This window comes from Amycolatopsis azurea DSM 43854 (assembly GCF_001995215.1).
Classification (GTDB): domain Bacteria; phylum Actinomycetota; class Actinomycetes; order Mycobacteriales; family Pseudonocardiaceae; genus Amycolatopsis; species Amycolatopsis azurea.
Genome location: NZ_MUXN01000012.1, coordinates 1 through 19,182 on the forward strand (window position 1 = coordinate 1; position 19,182 = coordinate 19,182).

At 67.2% G+C, this 19,182-nt stretch carries 19 protein-coding genes; 12 read left to right on the plus strand and 7 right to left on the minus strand.

From position 1 onward, the window contains the following. Positions 1-182: 182 nt before the first annotated feature. A complete protein-coding gene (locus B0293_RS16595; RefSeq protein WP_005167535.1) occupies positions 183-629 on the minus strand; it encodes an Lrp/AsnC family transcriptional regulator in 447 nt (148 codons plus the stop codon). A 107-nt stretch (positions 630-736) separates the two neighbouring features. Here B0293_RS16595 and B0293_RS16600 point away from each other — a divergent pair, with 107 nt between their 5' ends. From B0293_RS16600 to B0293_RS16620, 5 genes are all read left to right on the plus strand, one after another. Next, entirely contained in the window at positions 737-1,189 is a 453-nt protein-coding gene (locus B0293_RS16600) for a rhodanese-like domain-containing protein (RefSeq protein WP_005167533.1), read from the plus strand. Positions 1,190-1,274: 85 nt separating this feature from the next. Next, positions 1,275-2,030: a type 1 glutamine amidotransferase gene (locus B0293_RS16605; protein WP_039919864.1), complete on the plus strand. Its 756-nt coding sequence runs from the start codon at positions 1,275-1,277 to the stop codon at positions 2,028-2,030. 105 nt (positions 2,031-2,135) lie between these two features. Continuing rightward, positions 2,136-3,254 carry an inorganic phosphate transporter gene (locus B0293_RS16610; RefSeq protein WP_005167530.1) on the plus strand — a complete coding sequence of 373 codons (1,119 nt, stop codon included), beginning with the start codon at positions 2,136-2,138 and terminating at the stop codon, positions 3,252-3,254. Between the two features lie 109 nt (positions 3,255-3,363). After that, complete coding sequence (locus B0293_RS16615) at positions 3,364-6,336, plus strand: bifunctional [glutamine synthetase] adenylyltransferase/[glutamine synthetase]-adenylyl-L-tyrosine phosphorylase (protein WP_005167528.1); 2,973 nt, start codon at positions 3,364-3,366, stop codon at positions 6,334-6,336. A gap of 129 nt (positions 6,337-6,465) precedes the next feature. Next, a complete protein-coding gene (locus B0293_RS16620; RefSeq protein ID WP_020633826.1) occupies positions 6,466-6,900 on the plus strand; it encodes an acyl-CoA thioesterase in 435 nt (144 codons plus the stop codon). 87 nt (positions 6,901-6,987) lie between these two features. On the opposite strand, the gene glnA is transcribed toward B0293_RS16620, so the two are convergent. Then, entirely contained in the window at positions 6,988-8,412 is a 1,425-nt protein-coding gene (gene glnA / locus B0293_RS16625) for a type I glutamate--ammonia ligase (protein ID WP_005167524.1), read from the minus strand. 172 nt (positions 8,413-8,584) lie between these two features. Here glnA and B0293_RS16630 point away from each other — a divergent pair, with 172 nt between their 5' ends. Beyond that, on the plus strand, positions 8,585-9,070 hold the full coding sequence (locus tag B0293_RS16630; RefSeq protein ID WP_245192166.1) for an RDD family protein: 486 nt from the start codon (positions 8,585-8,587) through the stop codon (positions 9,068-9,070). A 64-nt stretch (positions 9,071-9,134) separates the two neighbouring features. Here B0293_RS16630 and B0293_RS44300 read toward each other — a convergent pair whose 3' ends face one another. Together B0293_RS44300 and B0293_RS16640 are read right to left on the minus strand one after the other, a co-directional pair. Continuing rightward, positions 9,135-9,719, minus strand: a complete 585-nt coding sequence (locus B0293_RS44300) for a hypothetical protein (protein ID WP_245192164.1) — start codon at positions 9,717-9,719, stop codon at positions 9,135-9,137. Positions 9,720-10,193: 474 nt separating this feature from the next. Next, on the minus strand, positions 10,194-10,922 hold the full coding sequence (locus B0293_RS16640) for a DUF4191 domain-containing protein (protein WP_005167517.1): 729 nt from the start codon (positions 10,920-10,922) through the stop codon (positions 10,194-10,196). A 63-nt stretch (positions 10,923-10,985) separates the two neighbouring features. Here B0293_RS16640 and B0293_RS16645 point away from each other — a divergent pair, with 63 nt between their 5' ends. From B0293_RS16645 to B0293_RS16670, 6 genes are all read left to right on the plus strand, one after another. Continuing rightward, on the plus strand, positions 10,986-13,073 hold the full coding sequence (locus B0293_RS16645; protein ID WP_005167514.1) for an ATP-dependent DNA helicase UvrD2: 2,088 nt from the start codon (positions 10,986-10,988) through the stop codon (positions 13,071-13,073). Between the two features lie 216 nt (positions 13,074-13,289). Beyond that, positions 13,290-13,556, plus strand: a complete 267-nt coding sequence (locus B0293_RS16650; RefSeq protein WP_039919858.1) for a hypothetical protein — start codon at positions 13,290-13,292, stop codon at positions 13,554-13,556. A 166-nt stretch (positions 13,557-13,722) separates the two neighbouring features. Continuing rightward, a complete protein-coding gene (locus tag B0293_RS16655) occupies positions 13,723-14,106 on the plus strand; it encodes a WhiB family transcriptional regulator (RefSeq protein WP_005167509.1) in 384 nt (127 codons plus the stop codon). Next, on the plus strand, positions 14,103-14,360 hold the full coding sequence (locus B0293_RS16660; protein ID WP_039919857.1) for a hypothetical protein: 258 nt from the start codon (positions 14,103-14,105) through the stop codon (positions 14,358-14,360). The genes B0293_RS16655 and B0293_RS16660 overlap by 4 nt, the downstream gene beginning before the upstream one ends. A 103-nt stretch (positions 14,361-14,463) precedes the next feature. After that, the gene (locus tag B0293_RS16665; protein ID WP_005167507.1) at positions 14,464-15,333 is read left to right on the plus strand and encodes a class I SAM-dependent methyltransferase; all 870 of its coding nucleotides are present in this window, start codon (positions 14,464-14,466) and stop codon (positions 15,331-15,333) included. Further along, positions 15,330-15,509, plus strand: a complete 180-nt coding sequence (locus tag B0293_RS16670) for a hypothetical protein (protein ID WP_005167506.1) — start codon at positions 15,330-15,332, stop codon at positions 15,507-15,509. The genes B0293_RS16665 and B0293_RS16670 overlap by 4 nt, the downstream gene beginning before the upstream one ends. Before the next feature lie 5 nt (positions 15,510-15,514). Here B0293_RS16670 and B0293_RS16675 read toward each other — a convergent pair whose 3' ends face one another. The 3 genes from B0293_RS16675 to B0293_RS16685 all read right to left on the minus strand — a co-directional run bounded on the left by B0293_RS16675 (position 15,515) and on the right by B0293_RS16685 (position 19,019). Further along, positions 15,515-16,426 carry a hypothetical protein gene (locus B0293_RS16675; RefSeq protein ID WP_005167504.1) on the minus strand — a complete coding sequence of 304 codons (912 nt, stop codon included), beginning with the start codon at positions 16,424-16,426 and terminating at the stop codon, positions 15,515-15,517. A 142-nt stretch (positions 16,427-16,568) separates the two neighbouring features. After that, positions 16,569-17,909, minus strand: a complete 1,341-nt coding sequence (locus tag B0293_RS16680) for an ABC1 kinase family protein (protein ID WP_005167501.1) — start codon at positions 17,907-17,909, stop codon at positions 16,569-16,571. 75 nt (positions 17,910-17,984) lie between these two features. Continuing rightward, a complete protein-coding gene (locus B0293_RS16685; protein WP_039919863.1) occupies positions 17,985-19,019 on the minus strand; it encodes a hypothetical protein in 1,035 nt (344 codons plus the stop codon). Positions 19,020-19,182: the final 163 nt, after the last annotated feature.

Consider the following 19,182-nt stretch of genomic DNA (forward strand, 5'->3'; position numbering starts at 1 on the left):
CCGCCGGACTAACATTAGAAAAAGAGGGCCGAGGGCCTGGTCGAGAACCGAGAGTTCTCCCAGGCCCTCGGCCCTTTTTTCATACCCACACACCCCGGCCGCAACTAGTCACCTACTTGCGCCGATAGCCGGCCCCGCGCGAGCGCGATAGCAAAGGTCCCTTGCTCGCCCCGCGGCGTCGCTCAGCAGCTCTGCCGACCGACCGCGCGCCGGCGGACAGGTGACGAGAAGACCAGCGAAGTCGTCGTCTCCCCATAGCGCTGCATCCGCTCTACGAGCTCTTCCAGCTCCGCTGTGTTCCGGCAGGCGACCCTCACCAGCCAGCACTCGTCTCCCGTGACGTGATCGGCGTCGAGCACCTGGGGAAGCGCGAGGATGGTTTCGCGGAAGCGAGGCGTGTCGAGGCTTCGCACCTTTGCCCGGACCATCGCCTCGATCGGGAGCCCGAGCTTGGTGAGATCGACGCTGGCCGAGTATCCGGTGATGATCCCCTTCTCCTCGAGCCGACGAACCCGCTCGGTCACAGCCGGCGCCGACAGCGATACCCGGCGGCCGAGCTCGGAGAAAGTCAGCCGGCCGTCTGACTGGAGTAGTTCGAGCAGCTGCCAGTCGAGATCATCGAGGTTCACAGAACTCCAGGTCGATCGTCATCTCCGCCAGGAATCTCCAGGCTAGTCGTCAGCGAGACCTGGAATCTCCGATGTTGTGGATGATCACCGATCAGCAGGATTGAGGCATGACGACCGAATCCCGCGTACTGACGTTCCCGGCCTTGGACAGCTTGACCGCGGCTGCGCTCCTGCGCGCCGAGCTCGCCCTCGACGTCGACCCCGATGATCTCGTTCGCGACCTCGACTCCGGTTCTCAGCAGGGCTACATGATCGTCGAGACCAGGGCGCCCGAGGCCTTCGCGACGGCCCGCATCCCCGGCGCGATCAATCTCCCGTACCGGGACATGACTCCCGAGTCGGTCAGCGAACTCGACCGCGATCTCGTCTACGTCTGCTACTGCGAGAGCATCCACTGCAACGCCGCGACCAAGGGCGCCCTGAAACTCGCGGAACTCGGCTTCAAGGTCAAGCGCCTGTCCGGCGGCATCACCGCCTGGCAAGCAGCCGGCTATCCCGTTGACCGGGACCTCCTCACTCCCGCCCTCACCTCCGCACCCTCCCCACGCTGCGCCTGCTGACCAAGGGAGCAAGGGACCTTTGCTGTCACCGCCCCCGAGCGATAGCAAAGGTCCCTTGCTCTCCTGGCGGTCGTAGGCTGGGGTGGTGACCGCTCCCAAGTTGCTCGTCATCCAGCCAGATGAATCAGATCCGATCGGCCCCCTCGGCGACTGGCTCACCGAGGCGGGAGCCGAGCTCGACATCAGGTTGCCACCCGAACAGGGCCTACCCGCCGATCTTGATGGGTACGCGGGCGTCGTCTGCCTCGGCGGAGGGATGGGCGCCAACGACGATGTCGCGCACCCGTGGCTCGCGGACGTGCGGAAGCTTCTTTCGAAGGCCGCGAGCGCGCGCATCCCAACACTCGCCATCTGCCTCGGTGGGCAGCTCCTGGCGGTGGCGCTGGGAGGTGGCGTCGCCACCGGCGATCAGGGACCTGAGGTCGGCCCAGGGCTTGTGTCCAAGAAGGACGCTGCCTGGACCGATCCGCTCTTCGCGGACCTGCCACTCATGCAGGACGTCCTCCAGTTCCACAACGACGCGATCACCAGGCTGCCCGCAGGTGCCGAGCTTCTCGCTTCCTCGCCGAGGTACGCCAACCAAGCTTTCCGATTCGACCGTTGTGCCTACGGTGTCCAGTTCCATATCGAGACGACGCCGGACGTGGTCCTCGACTGGGCGCGGCAGTCGCCGGAAATGGCGGAACTCACCCGGCCGGAGGTACTGACCCAGGAAAACCTCGCTCGGGTGCACGCCGATATCACCGAAACCTGGCGACCGTTCGCGCACCGCTTCGTCCGACTGGTGTCCGGCGACCTCGCTCCGGCTGCGGACCGTCAACGCACATTGCCGATGGCTTAACGACTTATGTCTCAAATGTGTATGGGTTATTAACACTCCGTCCTGACTGTCAGGTACCTTGCGAAGGGAGTTTCGAAGGGTTCGGAGGTCGGGGTGGAGCCCTCAGTGTTGGTCGTGCTCGTCGTCGTCACGGCCCTAATTTTCGATTTCACAAACGGTTTCCACGACACGGCCAACTCGATGGCGACGTCGATCGCCACCGGGGCGTTGCGACCCAAGGTCGCGGTGACGATCTCCGCGGTCCTGAACCTGGTCGGAGCCTTCCTGTCGGTCGAAGTGGCCAAGACCATCTCGAATGGACTGGTCGACGACACCAAGATCGGACCGGCGATCGTGTTCGGTGGTCTGGTCGGGGCGATCATGTGGAACCTGGTGACCTGGTTCGTCGGACTGCCTTCCAGCTCGTCCCACGCGTTGTTCGGCGGCCTGATCGGCGCCACATGGGTGTCCGCCGGAACGGACTCTGTCCATTTCGGAAAGATCGTCGAGAAGGTCCTGGTTCCGGCAGCGCTGTCGCCAGTCCTGGCTGGCCTCGTCGCGATGATCGTGACCTACTTCGTCTACCGGATCTTCGTCCGTCGCGGCCGCACCGCAGGCTTCCGGGTTGGACAGATCATCTCGGCTTCGCTGGTCTCGCTTGCCCATGGCACGAACGACGCGCAGAAGACGATGGGCATCATCACGCTGACGATGATCACCGCTGGAACCCTCCCCGCCGGGTCCGGCCCGCCGCTCTGGGTGATCGTCAGCGCGGCGTTGGCGTTGGCGCTCGGCACCTACCTGGGCGGCTGGCGTATCACCTACACGCTGGGTAAGGGCCTGACGGACATCGATGGCCCGCAAGGCTTCGCCGCTCAGACCAGTTCGGCGGCGGTCATCCTCGCTTCGACGAACTTCGGCTTTCCGCTCTCGACGACCCATGTCTGTTCCGGAGGCATCGTGGGCTCTGGCGTGGGCAGAAACGAGTCCCCGGTGCGCTGGCGCACAGCCGGTCGCATGGTGATCGCCTGGTTGTTCACGCTTCCGGCGGCGGCCATCGTCGGTGCTGCGGCCGGTCTCGTGACCTCGACGGGCACGGTGGGCACCATCGCCGTCGGCGTAGTCGGCCTGGCAGTCGGCATCGGGATCTACCTGCTTTCACGACGAAGCCCTGTCAACGCGGGCAGTTTCGCCGACCCCACCTCGACCGTTCCTGAACAGGAAGTCGGCAGGATCGCCGCCTAGAGAAGCAAGGGACCTTTGGTATCGCCGGGTGCCCGGCGATACCAAAGGTCCCTTGCTCCCTTGCGCGTCCGGCTGGTGCCTGGAGCAAGGGCGACTACGGTGGAAGCCGATGGTTGAGCGCGCCAGGCCGACCGCTTCCGTGGCGAGATACGGCTTCACCGACCCCCGTGCCGACGGGCAGCTGCGTGCTGCCGGTTGGTGGACCGAATCCGGCCCGGACGGCTCCGCCGCCGACGTCTTGTCAGCACTTTCCCGCGCGGCGGATCCCGATCTCGCCTTGAGCGGGCTCGACCGAATCAGGGAAGCGGACCCTGCCGCGTGGGATGAGCTCGACCAGGCACTTCGCACCAACCGCACCTTCCGCGGCCGGATGCTCGGTGTCCTGGGCACGTCGAGCGCGCTCGCCGACTTCCTGGTCGCGAACACCGACTGCTGGAAGACCCTCCAAGGCGACAAGAACACCGAGCCGGATCAGTATGTGAGCCGTCTCCTCGACCATTTGCGGTCAGAAGGCGAATTGCTCACCGGTCTCGAGTCGGAGCAGGCGCTTCGCGTCGGGTACAGAGAGCTGCTGCTCGGAATCGCAGCGGCCGACCTCGGCCACCTGGTCGAACCCGGCCTCCACCAGCCGCCTTATGCCGAGATCGGGGCCCAGCTCACCAAACTGGCCGAAGCCGCGCTGACCGCGGGACTTCTGGTCGCGGAGTCTGAGGTAGGTGCCGGCGTCGAAGGTCGGCTGGCCGTGATCGCCATGGGCAAGTGCGGCGGCCGAGAGCTGAACTACGTGAGCGACGTCGATGTCATCTTCGTCGGCGATGGGGATCTTTCGATCTCGACGCGGCTTGCCAGCACGATGATGCGCGTGGTCGGCAAGGCCTGCTTCGAGGTCGACGCGGCGTTGCGCCCGGAGGGCAAGGCGGGCGCTTTGGTCCGGACACTCGACGGGCACGCCGCCTACTACCAAAAGTGGGCCAAGACCTGGGAGTTCCAGGCTCTGCTCAAAGCGCGGCCGGTCGCGGGCGACGCGGAACTCGGGCGCCAGTACGCGGAGATGGTCGCACCCAAGGTGTGGGCGGCGGCCGATCGGGAGAATTTCGTCCCCGAGGTACAAAAGATGCGGCGCCGCGTCGAAGGCCACGTGCCCTCGGCGCACGCCGAGCGGGAGCTGAAGCTGGGACGCGGCGGCCTTCGCGATGTCGAGTTCGCTGTGCAGTTGCTGCAGCTGGTCCACGGTCGGATCGACGCTGAGTTGCGTTCTCCGTCCACCATGGACGCACTCGCCGCGCTGGGGGAAGGCGGGTACGTCGGTCGCAAGGATGCTGCGGAGCTCGGAGCTTCCTACGAGTTCCTCCGGACGATCGAGCACCGGCTCCAGCTCCGCCGACTCCGGCGCACGCACCTGTTCCCTGCCGCTTCGGACGCCGGCGAGCTGCGAACGATCGCCAGGGCCAGTGGAGTACGGCCCGCCCGGGGCAAAAGCGAAGGGGACGTGCTGCTGGCGGAGTTTCGCCGCCACCTGCAGAGCATCCGGCGTCTTCACGAGAAACTCTTCTACCGGCCTCTGTTGCAGTCGGTCGCGAATGTGCCGACCGAGGCGCTACGGCTGACGACGAAGCAAGCAGAGAGCCGCCTCGCCGCGCTTGGCTATGCCGCGCCGGACGGTGCCCTCCAGCACATCAAGGCGCTGACCGCGGGAATGTCACGCCGGGCGGCCATCCAGCAGGCTCTGCTGCCGGTCTTGCTGGATCTGCTCGCCGACACCCCGGACCCGGACCGTGGTCTTCTGTCCTACCGGAAGGTCTCGGAAGCACTCGAAGAAACGCCTTGGTACCTCAGGGTTCTTCGGGACGAGGGTGCCGTTGTCGAGCGGCTCGCCTTCTTGCTGGGCACGTCGCGGCTGGTGCCTGACCTGCTGGCGAGAGCGCCGGAAGTGCTGCAGCTGCTCGGTGATCCCACACGCTTGGCCGGTCGCACTCCAGCAGAAGTAGCCACCTCGCTGCGAGCCGCAGTGCGGCGTCAGCCGGGGTTGAACGCCGCGGTCGCGGCCGCGAGGTCGCTCCGTCGGCACGAGATGCTGCGGGTCGCCTCGGCGGACCTTCTGGGGTTGCTTGACGTCCCAGCGGTCTGCGAGGCGTTGTCGAGCGTGTGGGTCGCCGTGTTGCAGGGTGCCCTGGCCGCTGCTTTCCGCCAGCGCCAGGCAGAGCTCGGTCAGACGCCCGCGAAGATCGCCGTCATCGGCATGGGGCGTCTGGGCGGGGCCGAGCTCGGATATGGGTCCGATGCGGACGTGCTCTTCGTCTGCGAGCCGACAGAAGGTGTGTCGGACTCCGAAGCGGCGAAGTTCGCTTCGTCGGTCGCCGAGACGGTTCGAAAGATACTTGGGGCGCCGAGCCCCGATCCAGCGCTGGTCGTCGACGCCGATCTCCGTCCGGAGGGGCGGAGCGGCCCGCTCGTGCGGACACTCGAGTCCTACCGCAGCTACTACGGGCGATGGGCGGAGGTCTGGGAATCGCAGGCGCTGCTCCGGGCTCGGTTCATCGCCGGTGACGACGACCTCGGCGCACGGTTCATCGAGATGATCGACCCCATCCGCTACCCGCAGGCGGGCCTCGACGCGGTCCGGGTGCGGGAGATCAGGCGTATCAAGGCGAGGGTGGAGACGGAACGGATGCCGAAGGGCGCCGACCCGACACGACACACGAAGCTCGGGCGGGGAGGACTCGCCGACGTGGAGTGGACCGTGCAACTCATGCAACTGCGTCACGGACACGAAGTAGAGGGGCTTCGGACCACCTCCACGATCGAGGCGCTCAAGGCCGCGGTGGAGGCGAGGCTCGCCGAACCCGCCGAGATCGAATCCCTGACCGAGGCATGGCTCTTGGCGACGCGTGTCCGGAATGCCGGAATGCTGGTGCGAGGTAAGGCTGTCGACGAGATCCCCAGCTCCGGCCGAGATCTCGCCGCGGTCGCGCGGGTGCTCGGCTACTCGGCCGATGACGATCCAGGCGAGTTCCTCGACGCCTACCGTCGGACGACTCGACGTGCCCACGCGGTCGTGGAGACCCTCTTCTATCAGGGCTGACCCCGCTGACCTGCGGGAAGCAAGCAAGGGACCTTTGCTGTCGCGTCGTCCACGCGCGGCAGGCGACAGCAAAGGTCCCTTGCTCACACTTCGGCGTCGCGGACGAGGAGCGGCGCTTACAGTGGACCGGTGACTGTGCGCGAGCCATTTCGCACCCGGATCAAGGTGCGGCACTACGAGCTGGACACTCTTGGCCACCTCAACCACGCCGTTTACCACTCCTACGGCGAGGTCTCCAGACTCGAGCTGATGGAGCTCGCCGGGGGTCTCAACTCCGGCATGCGAGATGCGAATCTCGCCTTCGTGCTGCTTGAGTCCCACATCGTGTTCCGTCGCGAACTTCGGGCCGGCGACGTCGTGGACGTGACCTGTGACGCCAAGTTCGGTACCGGCAAGACGTTCCACATGGACTCGAACATCTACAAGGTCGACGGCACCCTCTCCGCGGAGATCACCTGCACCCTGGGATTGATGGATCTCGAGCGACGCAAGCTGGTGGATGACCCACGCGGCCGGATCGAGCGAGCGGGCGTCGATCTGAAGGTTCTCTCCACATCGGAGTAGCCGCTCTGTCAGCTCAAAAGAAACGCCGGTGGTGAGGGCGATTCCGCACCTCACCACCGGCGTGCTCTTGGTGTTCCTACCGCACGATCACACGTCGTAGTAGAGCGAGAACTCGTACGGGTGCGGGCGCAGCCGCAGCGGGTCGATCTCGTTCTCACGCTTGTAGGAGATCCACGTGTCGATCACGTCGGGGGTGAACACGCCACCCTCGAGCAGGTAGTCGTGGTCGGCCTCCAGCGTGTCGAGAACCGCGCCGAGGTCGCCAGGAACGAGCTTGACGTTCTGGGCCTCCTCCGGCGGGAGCTCGTAGAGGTCCTTGTCGATGGGCTCCGGCGGCTCGATCTTGTTCTTGATGCCGTCGAGACCGGCCATCATCATCGCCGAGAACGCCAGGTACGGGTTGCCGGACGAGTCCGGGCACCGGAACTCGGCACGCTTGGCCTTCGGGTTGTTGCCCGTGATGGGGATACGGACACAAGCCGATCGGTTCCGCTGCGAGTAAACCAGGCTGACCGGCGCCTCGAAGCCCGGCACGAGCCGGTGGTACGAGTTGACGGTCGGGTTGGTGAAGGCCAGCAGGCTCGGCGCGTGCTTGAGCAGACCGCCGATGTAGTGACGGGCGGTGTCGGACAGGCCCGCGTAACCCGACTCGTCGTGGAACAGCGGCGTGCCGTCCTTCCACAGCGACTGGTGGCAGTGCATGCCCGAGCCGTTGTCACCGGCGAGCGGCTTCGGCATGAAGGTCGCGGTCTTGCCGGCGGCGAACACGGTGTTCTTCACGATGTACTTGAACAGCTGCAGGTCATCGGCAGCGTGCAACAGCGTGTTGAACTTGTAGTTGATCTCGGTCTGGCCGGCGGTGCCCACCTCGTGGTGCGCACGCTCGATCTCGAAACCGGAGCCCTGGAGGTTGCGGACGATCTCGTCGCGCAGGTCGGCGAAGTGGTCGACCGGCGGGACGGGGAAGTAGCCGCCCTTGAACTTGGTCTTGTAACCCTGGTTGCCGCCCGGCACGTCGGCACCGGTGTTCCACCAGCCTTCGACCGAGTCGATCTCGTGGAACGAGGCGTGCTCGGCGGAGTCGAACCGGATCGAGTCGAAGATGTAGAACTCGGCCTCCGGGCCGAAGAACACGTTGTCGGCGACGCCGTACTCCGAGATGTACTGCTCGGCCTTACGCGCGATGTTGCGCGGGTCGCGGCTGTACGCCTCGCGGGTGAACGGGTCGTGCACGAAGAAGTTCAGCGAGAGCGTCTTCGCCTTGCGGAACGGGTCGATGCGCGCCGTCTCGGGGTCCGGGAGGAGCAGCATGTCGGATTCGTGGATCGACTGGAAACCACGCACCGAGGAGCCGTCGAAGGCCAGGCCTTCTTCGTAGGCTTCCTCGTTGAACGCCTTCGCCGGAACGGTGAAGTGCTGCATAACGCCGGGCAGGTCGCAGAACCTGACGTCGACGACCTCTACGTTCTCGTCGGCGATAAGGCGCTGAATGTCGTCTGGAGTAGTGGGCACCCTCGGTGACTCCTTCTCGTTCGTTGCCGGCGGCAGTACTCTCTTCGGCTCACGCTAAGAGCGCGGTGTTGCCCGACCGTCACCCGTATGTTTCGCCGGTGTTAACGGGGCGGCGATATCGGGTAGTCGACCAGGGCGAATGTGTCCCGCGCCACCGGCATACCCTGGATGGGTGGCGAGATGGACCGGAGAATGGCTACCCGGAACCGGGGACGGAACGACGGCCGGTGGCGAGGGTACGCAGCGATGGCGCGGTGAGCGACTCGGCTTGCCCCAATCGGGTGTCGGCTCGGTCGCAGGCGGCGGGGCACGTCTCCTCGGGCTGATCGTCGACCTGGTCCTGGCCTCGCTCGTCACCACTCTTTTCGTGACGCCCAGCCTTCAGGATCCCGCCGTCATGCAGACGTTCAACCTCTGGTCCGTGTGCGTCTGGGCGGCGATCACCGTCATCCCCGCCGCCTTCTTCGGGTTCACCCCCGGCATGGCAGTGGTCGGAGTCCGTGTCGCCAGGCTCGACGGCGCGCAAATGGTCGGAGTGTGGCGGGCGGTCGTACGGGCGGCACTGACCTTCCTGATCATTCCGGCCGCGATCCGCAATATCGACGGCCGAAGCTGGCTGGACCGGCTGACCGGGACCGTCGTGATCCGTATGCGATGACCTCGGAGAGGGAGCAAGGGACCTTTGCTTCCGCCGTGGGAAGCGGCCGCGGCACCGGCGATGTTCAGGCGGCCGGAGCCCCGGGAGCGCTGCCGAGTTCCGGAGGCGGTCGTTGCCGGGCGCGACGGTGAGCCGCTCGCAGTTCCTGGATCACCACCAGCGGCTCGTCGCGTAGCCGCGCTGGACTTACCTGGACGACGATGAGGCCGTCGGCGACCAACGAGGGCATCCCGGGCACCTTGACCGGCTCGAGAGCGACCTCGTCGTGTCGGATTTGTATCGCGACGCCGACCGTCGGCCACCAGGCGTCGGCGACACCGACGCTCTCTCCGTCCGCGGTCCGTAGCTCGGTTCGCCGCATCGGCCTGGGCAAACCGCTACGCTCGAGTACGGTCTCCAGCCACTGGTCGACGGCGGAGTCGACGCCATCTTGGAGGGCGCCGATGACGATCCGGGGGAGTGCCGAGCCGATCGTGCTGGCCTGCGCCAGCTCCTCACGAAGCTCTTCCGGGGTGCAAAGCCCCCGATGGACCGCGTCGTGGATCATCGCCCGCACGGCCTGGAGCTCGTCCATGCGCCGGGCCGCGTCGATCAAGGCCCGGGCGAGTGGCGCTACCGGCAACCCGTCGATCTCGACTGGTTCCGGCAAGTGGATCGTTCGTTCGACGACGGCGAATCCCCAGGTGGCGACCTTGCTCCGGTGAGGGATCAGGGTGTGGGCCCGTCTTTCCGGCGGAAGTCTTCGGACTCCGTACAGCCTGGCTGCCTGGACTCCGGTGAGCATTGCCTCAGGGCCCGCGTGAGTCAGCGCGACCTTCAGGAGTTGACGCCTGGTCGGTGTGGCGTTCGTCAGGAGGATGACGCCAGGAATCGGACGTCGCCACGGGCCGCCTTCGCGGCAACGGCGAGAGATCCAGGAATGGGAGTGTCCCAGGGCGACAAGTTTCGCCCGGGCGGCCACACCGTCCGGGAACATCGCTGCCAGCGCCTTCTGCAAGGCGCCTGAGGTTCCGTCCACACAGTGATCATGCGACCACCCACCGACAGTTTCTTATCCGGAAACGCATCAGGGGTCCTTTGCTACCCGCACTGCGGTAGCAAAGGACCCCTGATGCTCGTTCGGTCAGCGGCGACGGATGGTGCGCTGGACGTTGCGCATCTTCGCGCCGGCAGGCATCGGGCCCTTGGGCATCGCCGCGCCGCGGTTGCCGAGGGCGGCCAGCTTCGCTTCCAGCGCGTCGACCTGCGCGGGCTTGAGGTTGCGCGGGAGCTTCATGAGGTAGCCCTGAAGCTTCTTCAGCGGCACCTGCTCGTCTTCGTTGCCGATGATCACGTTGTAGATCGGGGTCTCACCGATCAAGCGGGACACCCGCTTCTTCTCCTGCGCGAGCAGGGACTTCACGCGGTGCGGCGCGCCTTCGGCGACGAGCACGACACCCGGGCCACCGAGAACTCGGTGCACGGCGTCGAGCTGGGTAGTGGCCGCCACGGTCGGCGTCACCTTCCAGCGACCTCGCATGTTCTCGAGTGCCCAGGCCGCGGCGCCCGGCTGCCCGTCGGCCTTCGAGTACACGGTCTTCTGGACCCGCCTGCCGAAGATGATCACAGCGGCGAGCGCGCCGAGCAGAACGCCCAGCGGCAGCACGACCCAGTGGACGTCGAAGATGAACCCGATGCCGAACACGACACCGGTGATGACCAGGAGCGATCCGACCATCCAGGGGATGAGCGCCTTGTCTTCCTTGCGCTGCATCTTGAAGGCCTCGAAGATCTGCCCGCGGCGAGCCTTGCTCGCGGCACGCTTCTCCTTCTTGGCCAGCTTCGCTGCTTCCTTGTCCTGCTTTCCCGCCATGTGACCAGGATACGGCCGCGTGCCCTGCGTCGATCCCGTCGGGCCCTCTGCGAGGATCGAGGCGTGGTTAGCGCATCGTCCCCGAAGAGTCGTCCAGGCCTGCTCGATGGGCTCGATCCCGAGCAACGCGCCGCCGCCTGCGCGCCGAGGGGGCCGGTCTGCGTCCTCGCGGGAGCGGGGACGGGCAAGACGCGGACGATCACACATCGCATCGCTCACCTGGTCCGTTCCGGGCACGTCGCCGCTGGTCAGGTCCTCGCGGTTACCTTCACGACCCGCGCGGCCGGCGAGATGCGCGCTCGCCTTCGGGGCCTGGGTGTCGACGCCGCCCAAGCCCTCACTTTCCACGCTGCCGCTCGCCGCCAGCTCCGGTACTTCTGGCCCCAGGTCGTCGGGGACCGGCCCTGGGAGCTGCTGGAGAACAAGTTCCGCTACGTCAGCCAAGCCGCCAATAAGGCCGGTCTCGGCACTGAGACGGAACTGCTGCGCGACCTCGCCAGTGAGATCGAGTGGAGCAAGGCCTCTTTGGTATCGCCGGACGACTATCCGGCCGTCGCCGCGCGGACGCAGCGGGACACGCCCGCGCCTGCGTCGCAGGTCGCGGAGGTCTACCGCAACTACGAGAAGGTGAAGAACGCCGCGCAGGTTCTCGACTTCGACGACTTGCTCCTGCACACCACCGCCGTCCTCGAGGAGCACACGGTGGTGGCCCAGGAGTTCCGCGAGCGCTACCGCTGCTTTGTCGTCGACGAGTACCAGGACGTCACCCCGCTGCAGCAACGGCTGCTCGACGCATGGCTCGGCGGCCGCGACGACTTGACCGTCGTCGGCGACGCCAACCAGACCATCTACTCGTTCGGTGGTGCCTCCCCCCGGCCACTGCTGGAGTTCACGCGGAGGTTTCCCGAGGCGACGGTCGTGAGGCTCGAGCGGGACTACCGCTCGACCCCGGAGGTCGTGGCCCTCGCCAACCAGGTCATCGGCGCCGCACGTGGCCGTCCTGCCGGGTCGAGGCTGAAGCTGGTCGGGCAGCGTCCGTCGGGGCCGGTCCCGCGCTTCGCCGAGTATGACGACGAGACCGCGGAGGCCGCCGCCGTCGCGCGCAGGATCCGTGACCTGCTCGACGGTGGGGTGGCGGCCAGCGAGATCGCGGTGCTCTACCGCGTCAACGCCCAGTCGGAGGCCTACGAGCAGGCGCTGGCGGAGGTGGGCATCCCGTACCTGGTCCGCGGCGGCGAGCGGTTCTTCGCGAGGACCGAGGTCCGGCAGGCGATGTCCGCGTTGCGGATGGCGTCGACCGACGCGGACACCGGCGAGCTGGTGACCAGGGTTCGCTCCGTGCTCGCGAAGGTCGGGCTCACCGACCAGCCTCCGGCCGGCGGTGCGGCCAAAGAACGGTGGGACGCGCTTCTTTCGATCGTCGAGCTGGCCGAGGAGCTGGCATCCACCGTCGATGACGCGGACCTGCCCCGATTCGTGGCGGAGCTCGAACAGCGGGCAAACGCGCAGCACCCGCCGACCGTCGAGGGCATCACGCTGGCCTCGCTTCACGCGGCGAAGGGGCTCGAATGGGACGCGGTGTTCCTCGTCGGGCTCGCTGAGGGAACGATGCCGATCCTCCACGCCGACGGTGACGACGCCGCCATCGAAGAAGAGCGCCGCCTCTTCTATGTCGGCGTCACGCGGGCACGAGAGCACCTCTCGCTGTCGTGGGCCTTGGCCAGGACATCGGGAAACCGCCGCAATCGGCGACGCAGCCGGTTCCTCTATGGCCTGATCCCCGAAGACCACCCGGCGGCGAGGGTCGCGCGAGCTCAGCAGCCGAAGCAGTCGGGCAACAAGGCGCGCTGCCGAGTGTGCGGCGGGCCGCTGCTGGAGACCCTGGACATCAAGCTGGGACGCTGCTCCCGCTGCCCGTCCAATGTGGATGAGCAGCTACTCGAAAAGCTGAAGTCCTGGCGTGGGGAACGTTCCCGTGAACTCAAGGTGCCGGCCTTCGTCGTCTTCACGGACGCGACCCTGGTCGCCATCGCCGAGCAGCGGCCGACCGATGACACAGCGTTATGTGCCATCTCCGGGATCGGCGCGACCAAGCTCGAACGCTTCGGGGCGGAGGTTCTCGATGTCGTGCGGGCCTCGGTGGAGTCTTGACCGCGTTCCAGGCGTGATCCACGCGGCGAACCCGCTGCTCAGAGCCGATCTTCGCAACTTCGACGGATTTTCTGGAAAATAAGTTGCCCCGGTGTGGTCGGGGGCAATAACCTGCAGGTACCGGGCTGGAAGAGCCCGGTCTGGGGAAGAACATCTACAACACAGCGTAGACCGCAGGGCGGTTCGCGCGCGACAGCGAAAGGTGGTGCCGGTGAAATGACGAACAAAATGATGCTCATGAACCCTGGCACCCGTCTGTCCTGCGTCGTGGAAGTCCCGCAGGCTCAGCGCCAGGGCACCTTTGTGCCCGTGAGCATCCTCGCCGCCCGCGGCACCCAGCGTCTCAACCTGAGCTGGATCGCCACCGACGAGACCTTCGCGCACGCTGCCACCTCGGGTGGGGCGTACGCGAAGGGCGGCGTCGATCTGCCGGTTATCAAGAAGTTCCGTGTTCCGTTGTCCATACGGGAGCGAAGTTCCTGACCTAGTCAGGACTAGAGGCTCACGAAGGCCGCGGAACCGGTTACCGGATCCGCGGCCTTCGTGTTTTTTGCTGCACAAACAAGTTGGCTGCACAACCTAATTGGGGTCAGCGTTGTCCAGTTCCACCGCCAGTACGAAATCCGTTACGGGACAGAGGAGTGCACTTATGTCATCGGCCATAGCTTTCGCGCCGGGGGAGGCTCTTCCCTTCGTCGACGCCGGCGTCGTCGACCTGCTCGACGCCATCGACTCGCCTGAGTCGATGCTTCCCTGCCGTTCGGGCGACGCGGACCTCTGGTTCGCCGAGTCCCCGGCAGAGCTTGAGCGTGCGAAGGCGTTCTGCGCGGACTGCCCGGTCCGTTCCGCCTGCCTCGCGGGTGCCCTTTCGCGGCGTGAGCCGTGGGGTGTCTGGGGTGGCGAAATCTTCGAGCGTGGCGTTGTCGTCGCGCGGAAGCGGCCCCGTGGCCGCCCCCGGAAGAACCCGGTCGTCGAGCCCGTCGCCGAGGCGCGTCCCGTTGCGCGCAAGGTCGAGCGGAGCGCCGCGGCATGACCGTCGAACTCGTCACCACCAGGGATTACGAGGCGCGGACGAGTCACCGGACTCTCGTGCCGACCAAGTCGAACGAAATCAAGGTCGAGGAGACCAGCGAAATGTTGCTTTATGAAGAACTGTCCAGGGCCCGAATACGAGACCTCGAGGAGGGAGTCCGCGCGCAGCGGGCTCGGAGCGGCCCACGCGCCGCACGCAGGTGGACCAAGGTAGCCCGCTGGGCGACCCGGCGAGCCGAACGCCATCAGGTCTGACCACTCGGGGGAGCAGGGGACCTTTGCTATCGCCAGGCGATAGCAAAGGTCCCCTGCTCCCCTTTGGGGCGTCGTGTGGCTCGGCGTGGTGTTCACTGGGGCAATGGCCGTACACACGCATGACGACATCGACTGGGCTGACAGGCTTCGATCGCTTCGCATGGCCGAAGCCCTCGACGCAGCGCCCATGCGGGAGGCCGCTCGCCGGCTGCTGGAAGGCATGCCGGACGGGCCGACCATCCTCGACGTCGGCTGCGGCGCGGGCGGGATGAGCGTGCTCTTCGCCGAGGAACTCGCCTCCGCCGGCGCCAAGATCGTGCTTGTCGACGCGACCGAGCACCTGCTGGCCGAGGCGCATCAGGTCGTCGCTGCGGCCGCGGGGGCCAACGCCGCCGTCGAGACGATCCACGCCGACGTGGCCGACGACGGGTTGCCCGCCAAGCTTCCTCCCGCCGACTTGGTCTGGGCTTCGCGCGTGGTCCATCACCTGCCCGATCAGCAGGCGGCAATCGACACCCTCGCCCGGCTCGCCCGCCCCGGCGGGTTGGTCGCCATCTCCGAAGGCGGCCTGGACTTCAACTGCCTCCCCTGGGATCTCGGCATCGGACGGCCCGGGTTGGAGGAGCGGCTGCTCGCCGCGCGAGGCGAGTGGTTCGCCGAGATGCGGACTGGCATCTCCGGCTCCGTCTCCATGCCCTACGGCTGGAACATCGCGCTTCAGCGAGCGGGCCTGACCGACGTCGATTCCTTCGGGGTGCTCATCCACCACCCGGCGCCCGGACCGGACCTGCTGCGCGAGTTCGTCATCGAGCGGGTGACCTGGCTGACCGAGGTGGCGGGCGACCTTCTGAGCAGCGAAGACCGTGAGACCGCGGCCGCTTTGCTGGATCCGGCGAGCCCGGCCTTCCTCGGCGCACGCCAGGATCTGTTCCTGCAAGGAGCGAAGACGATCCACTGTGGACGGCGGCCGTGAGCGACCCGGTCGGCTGCTCGCTGTGCGGCCGGATCCGCGGCGCCGACGAGGAGCCGGCGCAGACACTCGCCTGGGTTTCCACCCGTGAGAAGAACGCCGTGCGCTGGATGTGCCCGGCTTGCGCTCGCCGCCACACCCGCGACATCGAGGGAAAGCTGCCGGACGAGTACTGGTGAGCTCTTCAGGCGGCGTCGATCCGGCCGATCGTGCGGACTTTCGGCCGCGGTGTACGCGCCGCTTCGGCGAACGCCCTGACGAGTTCGGCCGCGACTTCCAGCGGAACTTTCTTCAGCTGATCGATGGTGCAGCGGACCAGCACCGTGCCGGTCGCGGTCAAGGCCAGCGGGTGGAAGTCCGCGGCACCCCGTTTCGGCGCACGGAACTGCCATGCCAGGCCGATGTCGTCCCACCAGGCGTCAGCAGAGCCGATGGGACGCCCCCTCCGGTCGCAGATCGTCGTGTTCCATGACGGCGCGGGCAGCGGGCAGCCGCTGAGGACCTTCTTCGCCAGCCCATGCGCGTAGGTCTCTTCGGGATCGACGCGTCGCAGAGCAGCACGGACCGCTGCGGAGCCTCGCCGGTTACCGGAGTCGAGCTCTTTCTTGAGCTCGTCGAGTGTGCACAGCCCCCAGTACAGGGGCAGCGAGATCAGTTCGTCGATCCGAGCGGGATCGAGCTCTAACCTGGCCAGATCGAGGGCCGCCCTGGCAGGCGGGGCGAACGGGACGCCGTCGATCAAGGTCGGCGGCGGCATCCGCGTGGTTCTTCGGGGCAGCATGCCGGGCTCCGCCGGCACGCGCCGATAGTCGGGGACGAGGAGATGGACATCCCGCGTCACCGGGCAGTCGACGCCTCGTGCGCGAAGCGCGTCCGCGCCTGTCACCACCACGTCCGGCCCGAACCGCGCGACAGCGGCTTGCAGCAGCTGAAGCCGGGTGGGCGCGGAGTCGCGCAACAGGATCACACCCGGCATCAGCCTTCGCCAAGGACCGCCCGGGCCGCAGAGCTTCGCGGCGTAACGCGCGGTGACGCCCGCCTTGCGCAGCTCGCGGCTGGTGATGATCCCGGATTCGCTGGTGTTACTGAGCGCCATGAGTCGGGCGCTTCGTGTAGTGGTCATGAATCGAGGATGGCCGCTGGGCCGTCCGGGTGGAACCGCTTCCGTGAAGTTGTGGACAACTCACCCGGACGACCCCGATTTCGGCTCAGCCGCACCGTTCCCTGTGGATAACTTCTTAGGCCGCGAAGCCAGGCTGCCACCGTTCGACGATCGCGCGGGCAGGGATCTCCGCGTCGAGCTGGCAGAGGATGCCGGTCGATCCCGCGGTCACCCGATGGATCATCAGGTACTCGGGCGGCAGGTTGAGTGACCGGCCGATCCGGAAATCCCGGCCGCGGGTGTCGCCGACCCGGCCCGCCTGCCGCTGCATCCAGCGGCGGGTGAAGTGGAACGTGTCGCCCGCCAGCGGTTCGGTGAACGGCGCCAGGTAGGCGAGCACGTCATCGGCTTGCAGATCCGCGTCGGGCCGGATGAACCCGGACTCCCTGAGCAGTCGCATGAGCTTCGAGGACTCGCCGTCGAGCGCCAGCCGGGTCATCTCACCGAGGTGCTGCGGAATCCCCTCGGGCAGCCTGGACACCCCGCCGAAGTCGATCACGCACAGCCTGCCGTCGGCGGTCAGCATGAAGTTGCCGGGATGCGGGTCCGAATGCAGGAGCCTGGCTCGCTCAGGCGATGAGTAGTGGAACTCGGTGAGGAGGCGACCAGCCCGGTCCCGGGCCTCCTTGTCGCCACCGGCGATGATCTTCGACAGCGGAGTGCCTGTCGCCCACTCCGTGACGACGACCTTCGGCGCGCTGGCGACCACACGGGGGATCAGGAACCCGGGGACGCCTTCGAACGCCTTCACGAAATCGCGCTGGTTCTGGGCTTCCGCCTGGTAGTCGAGCTCCTCGTTCATCCGCTCGGCGAGTTCCGCCAGGAGAGGTTTCACCTCGGTGCCCGGCACGAAGGCCTGGAACAACCTGCTGAAACGCTGGAGCTGCCGAAGGTCGCTCCGCAAGGCGTCGTCGGCTCCGGGGTACTGCACCTTGACGGCGACTTCGCGGCCGTCATGCCACGTCGCGCGGTGGACCTGGCCGATGCTCGCGGACGCGGCCGGTTCGTCGTCGAAGGTCGCGAACCGCTGCTTCCAGGTGCGTCCCAACTGCTCGGCGAGGACTCGATGGGTCTGCCGGGTGGGCATGGGCGGCGCCGCGGCCTGGAGCTTCGTCAGGGCCTCGCGATAGGGCTTCGCCATCTCGTCGGGCACCGCGGCTTCGAAGACGCTCAGCGCCTGGCCGAACTTCATCGCGCCGCCCTTGAGCGTGCCGAGAACCTCGAAGAGCTGCTCCGCCGCCTTGGCGGACAGCGTCGCGTTGACCTCTTCGGCGCTCTGCCCGGTCAGCCGCCTGCCCCAGCCGCCGACCGCGCGGCCCGCTATGCCGAGGGGAATGCTGGCCAGCTTCGCCGTTCGCGCTGCCCCGTTGCGGGGGATGGCGGATTCTCGGTCCTCGGCGTTGCGGGAGTCGGTCACCCTCGCGATTCTGCCTTGATTCACTCCGCTTGCGCAGCCTGTTGAGGGCGTGCGTGGGCTACGTCGCTCGCCGTATCACCGCGCGCCGCATCCACATCCGCTGTGCGGTGGCCAGTCGCGGTGACGGATCGCCCCGTCGAAGAAGTCGATCTCCAGCGTGGCGTTCCACGCGGGCGGTGCCTGGTCGCTGGGTGAGAGCAGTCGGAGCGCCTGTGCGGCGGCCAGCGCGGCGCACGCTTGAACGGCGCCCAGGTCCGGCCGTTGGACGCGTCCCGCGAGCTGGCTCGCCACCCGTGGCCAGGACTCGTCGCGGCCGGCGCGGTGCAGGTCGGCGCAGCGCAGGCAGCTGCTGCGGCCGGGCACCACCAGCGGTCCGACGATGCCGACCCCGTCCCGGACACGCACCGGCAGGTGGTTGATCCCGTCCCGGACGAGTCCCTCGACCACCTCGGGAGCGGGCACCACGGCATCGGTGAGCAGCACGAGCTCCGGCTGGCGGTCCGAATAGAGCCTGGTGGTCGACGTGTCCACCCCGACGCGGTGCACCACCTGCGCCATCGCCTCCCGGCGGGGCATGCCGATTTCCGCCTCGGTGTAGCCCGAGCCCAGATCGCGTTCGAGCACCGTGCCCGAGGCCCGGATGTCGATGTGCCCGACTCCGCCGTTGGCGAGCAGGACGGCGATGGCCACGGCCAGCCTGCCGTCGCCGTGGATCGCCACCGCGGTGCGTTTGCGCCGCGCTGTCATGGCCGCGTGATGGTGGCGTGCGCGGAGCGACCAGAGCCCTGTCTCCGGCTTCGGCACGGGATGCTGCTCAGGCTGTCCCGCGTCGGTCACGAGCCCCCGGGCCGCCAGGTCCGTCATCAGGTCCCGCAGCTGCTCGTCGTGTTCGCTCTGCGCGAGCACGATGTCGTCGGCGGCCCGTTTCCCGTCCAGCCCACGGAGTGCTTCGGCCACCTCCGTGGCGACTCCGGCGATCACCACGGCGTGTGCGGGGTCGAGGCCGACCTGGATCTCGCCGTTTCCGCGTTCCAGCACATCCAGGCCGGGAAGCAGGGTCGGGAAGGCGGGCAGGATGATCGATCTCAGGTCCGGTTCGCGCAGGTTCATGATCGCAGGATCGCATCGGCGCACCGCCCGCATGCCAAGGAAAACACGAGTTATCCACAGGTTGACCCCGTTGTGGACAACTTGAGGCTGTGACCTTTCGGCCCTCGGAGTTGTCGGTGACTGGCCTTACCGTGGTCGAGTGGTCGAAGCACGGACGCCCTCA

What these genes read in the sequence shown, in the direction of transcription:
- B0293_RS16600 (WP_005167533.1), top strand. Translation starts at nt 737, where the DNA reads ATGACGACCGAATCCCGCGTACTGACGTTCCCGGCCTTGGACAGCTTG.
- B0293_RS16615 (WP_005167528.1), top strand. Translation starts at nt 3,364, where the DNA reads ATGGTTGAGCGCGCCAGGCCGACCGCTTCCGTGGCGAGATACGGCTTC.
- B0293_RS16640 (WP_005167517.1), bottom strand. Translation starts at nt 10,922, where the DNA reads ATGGCGGGAAAGCAGGACAAGGAAGCAGCGAAGCTGGCCAAGAAGGAG.
- B0293_RS16650 (WP_039919858.1), top strand. Translation starts at nt 13,290, where the DNA reads ATGACGAACAAAATGATGCTCATGAACCCTGGCACCCGTCTGTCCTGC.
- B0293_RS16655 (WP_005167509.1), top strand. Translation starts at nt 13,723, where the DNA reads ATGTCATCGGCCATAGCTTTCGCGCCGGGGGAGGCTCTTCCCTTCGTC.
- B0293_RS16660 (WP_039919857.1), top strand. Translation starts at nt 14,103, where the DNA reads ATGACCGTCGAACTCGTCACCACCAGGGATTACGAGGCGCGGACGAGT.
- B0293_RS16665 (WP_005167507.1), top strand. Translation starts at nt 14,464, where the DNA reads ATGGCCGTACACACGCATGACGACATCGACTGGGCTGACAGGCTTCGA.
- B0293_RS16675 (WP_005167504.1), bottom strand. Translation starts at nt 16,426, where the DNA reads ATGGCGCTCAGTAACACCAGCGAATCCGGGATCATCACCAGCCGCGAG.
- B0293_RS16685 (WP_039919863.1), bottom strand. Translation starts at nt 19,019, where the DNA reads ATGAACCTGCGCGAACCGGACCTGAGATCGATCATCCTGCCCGCCTTC.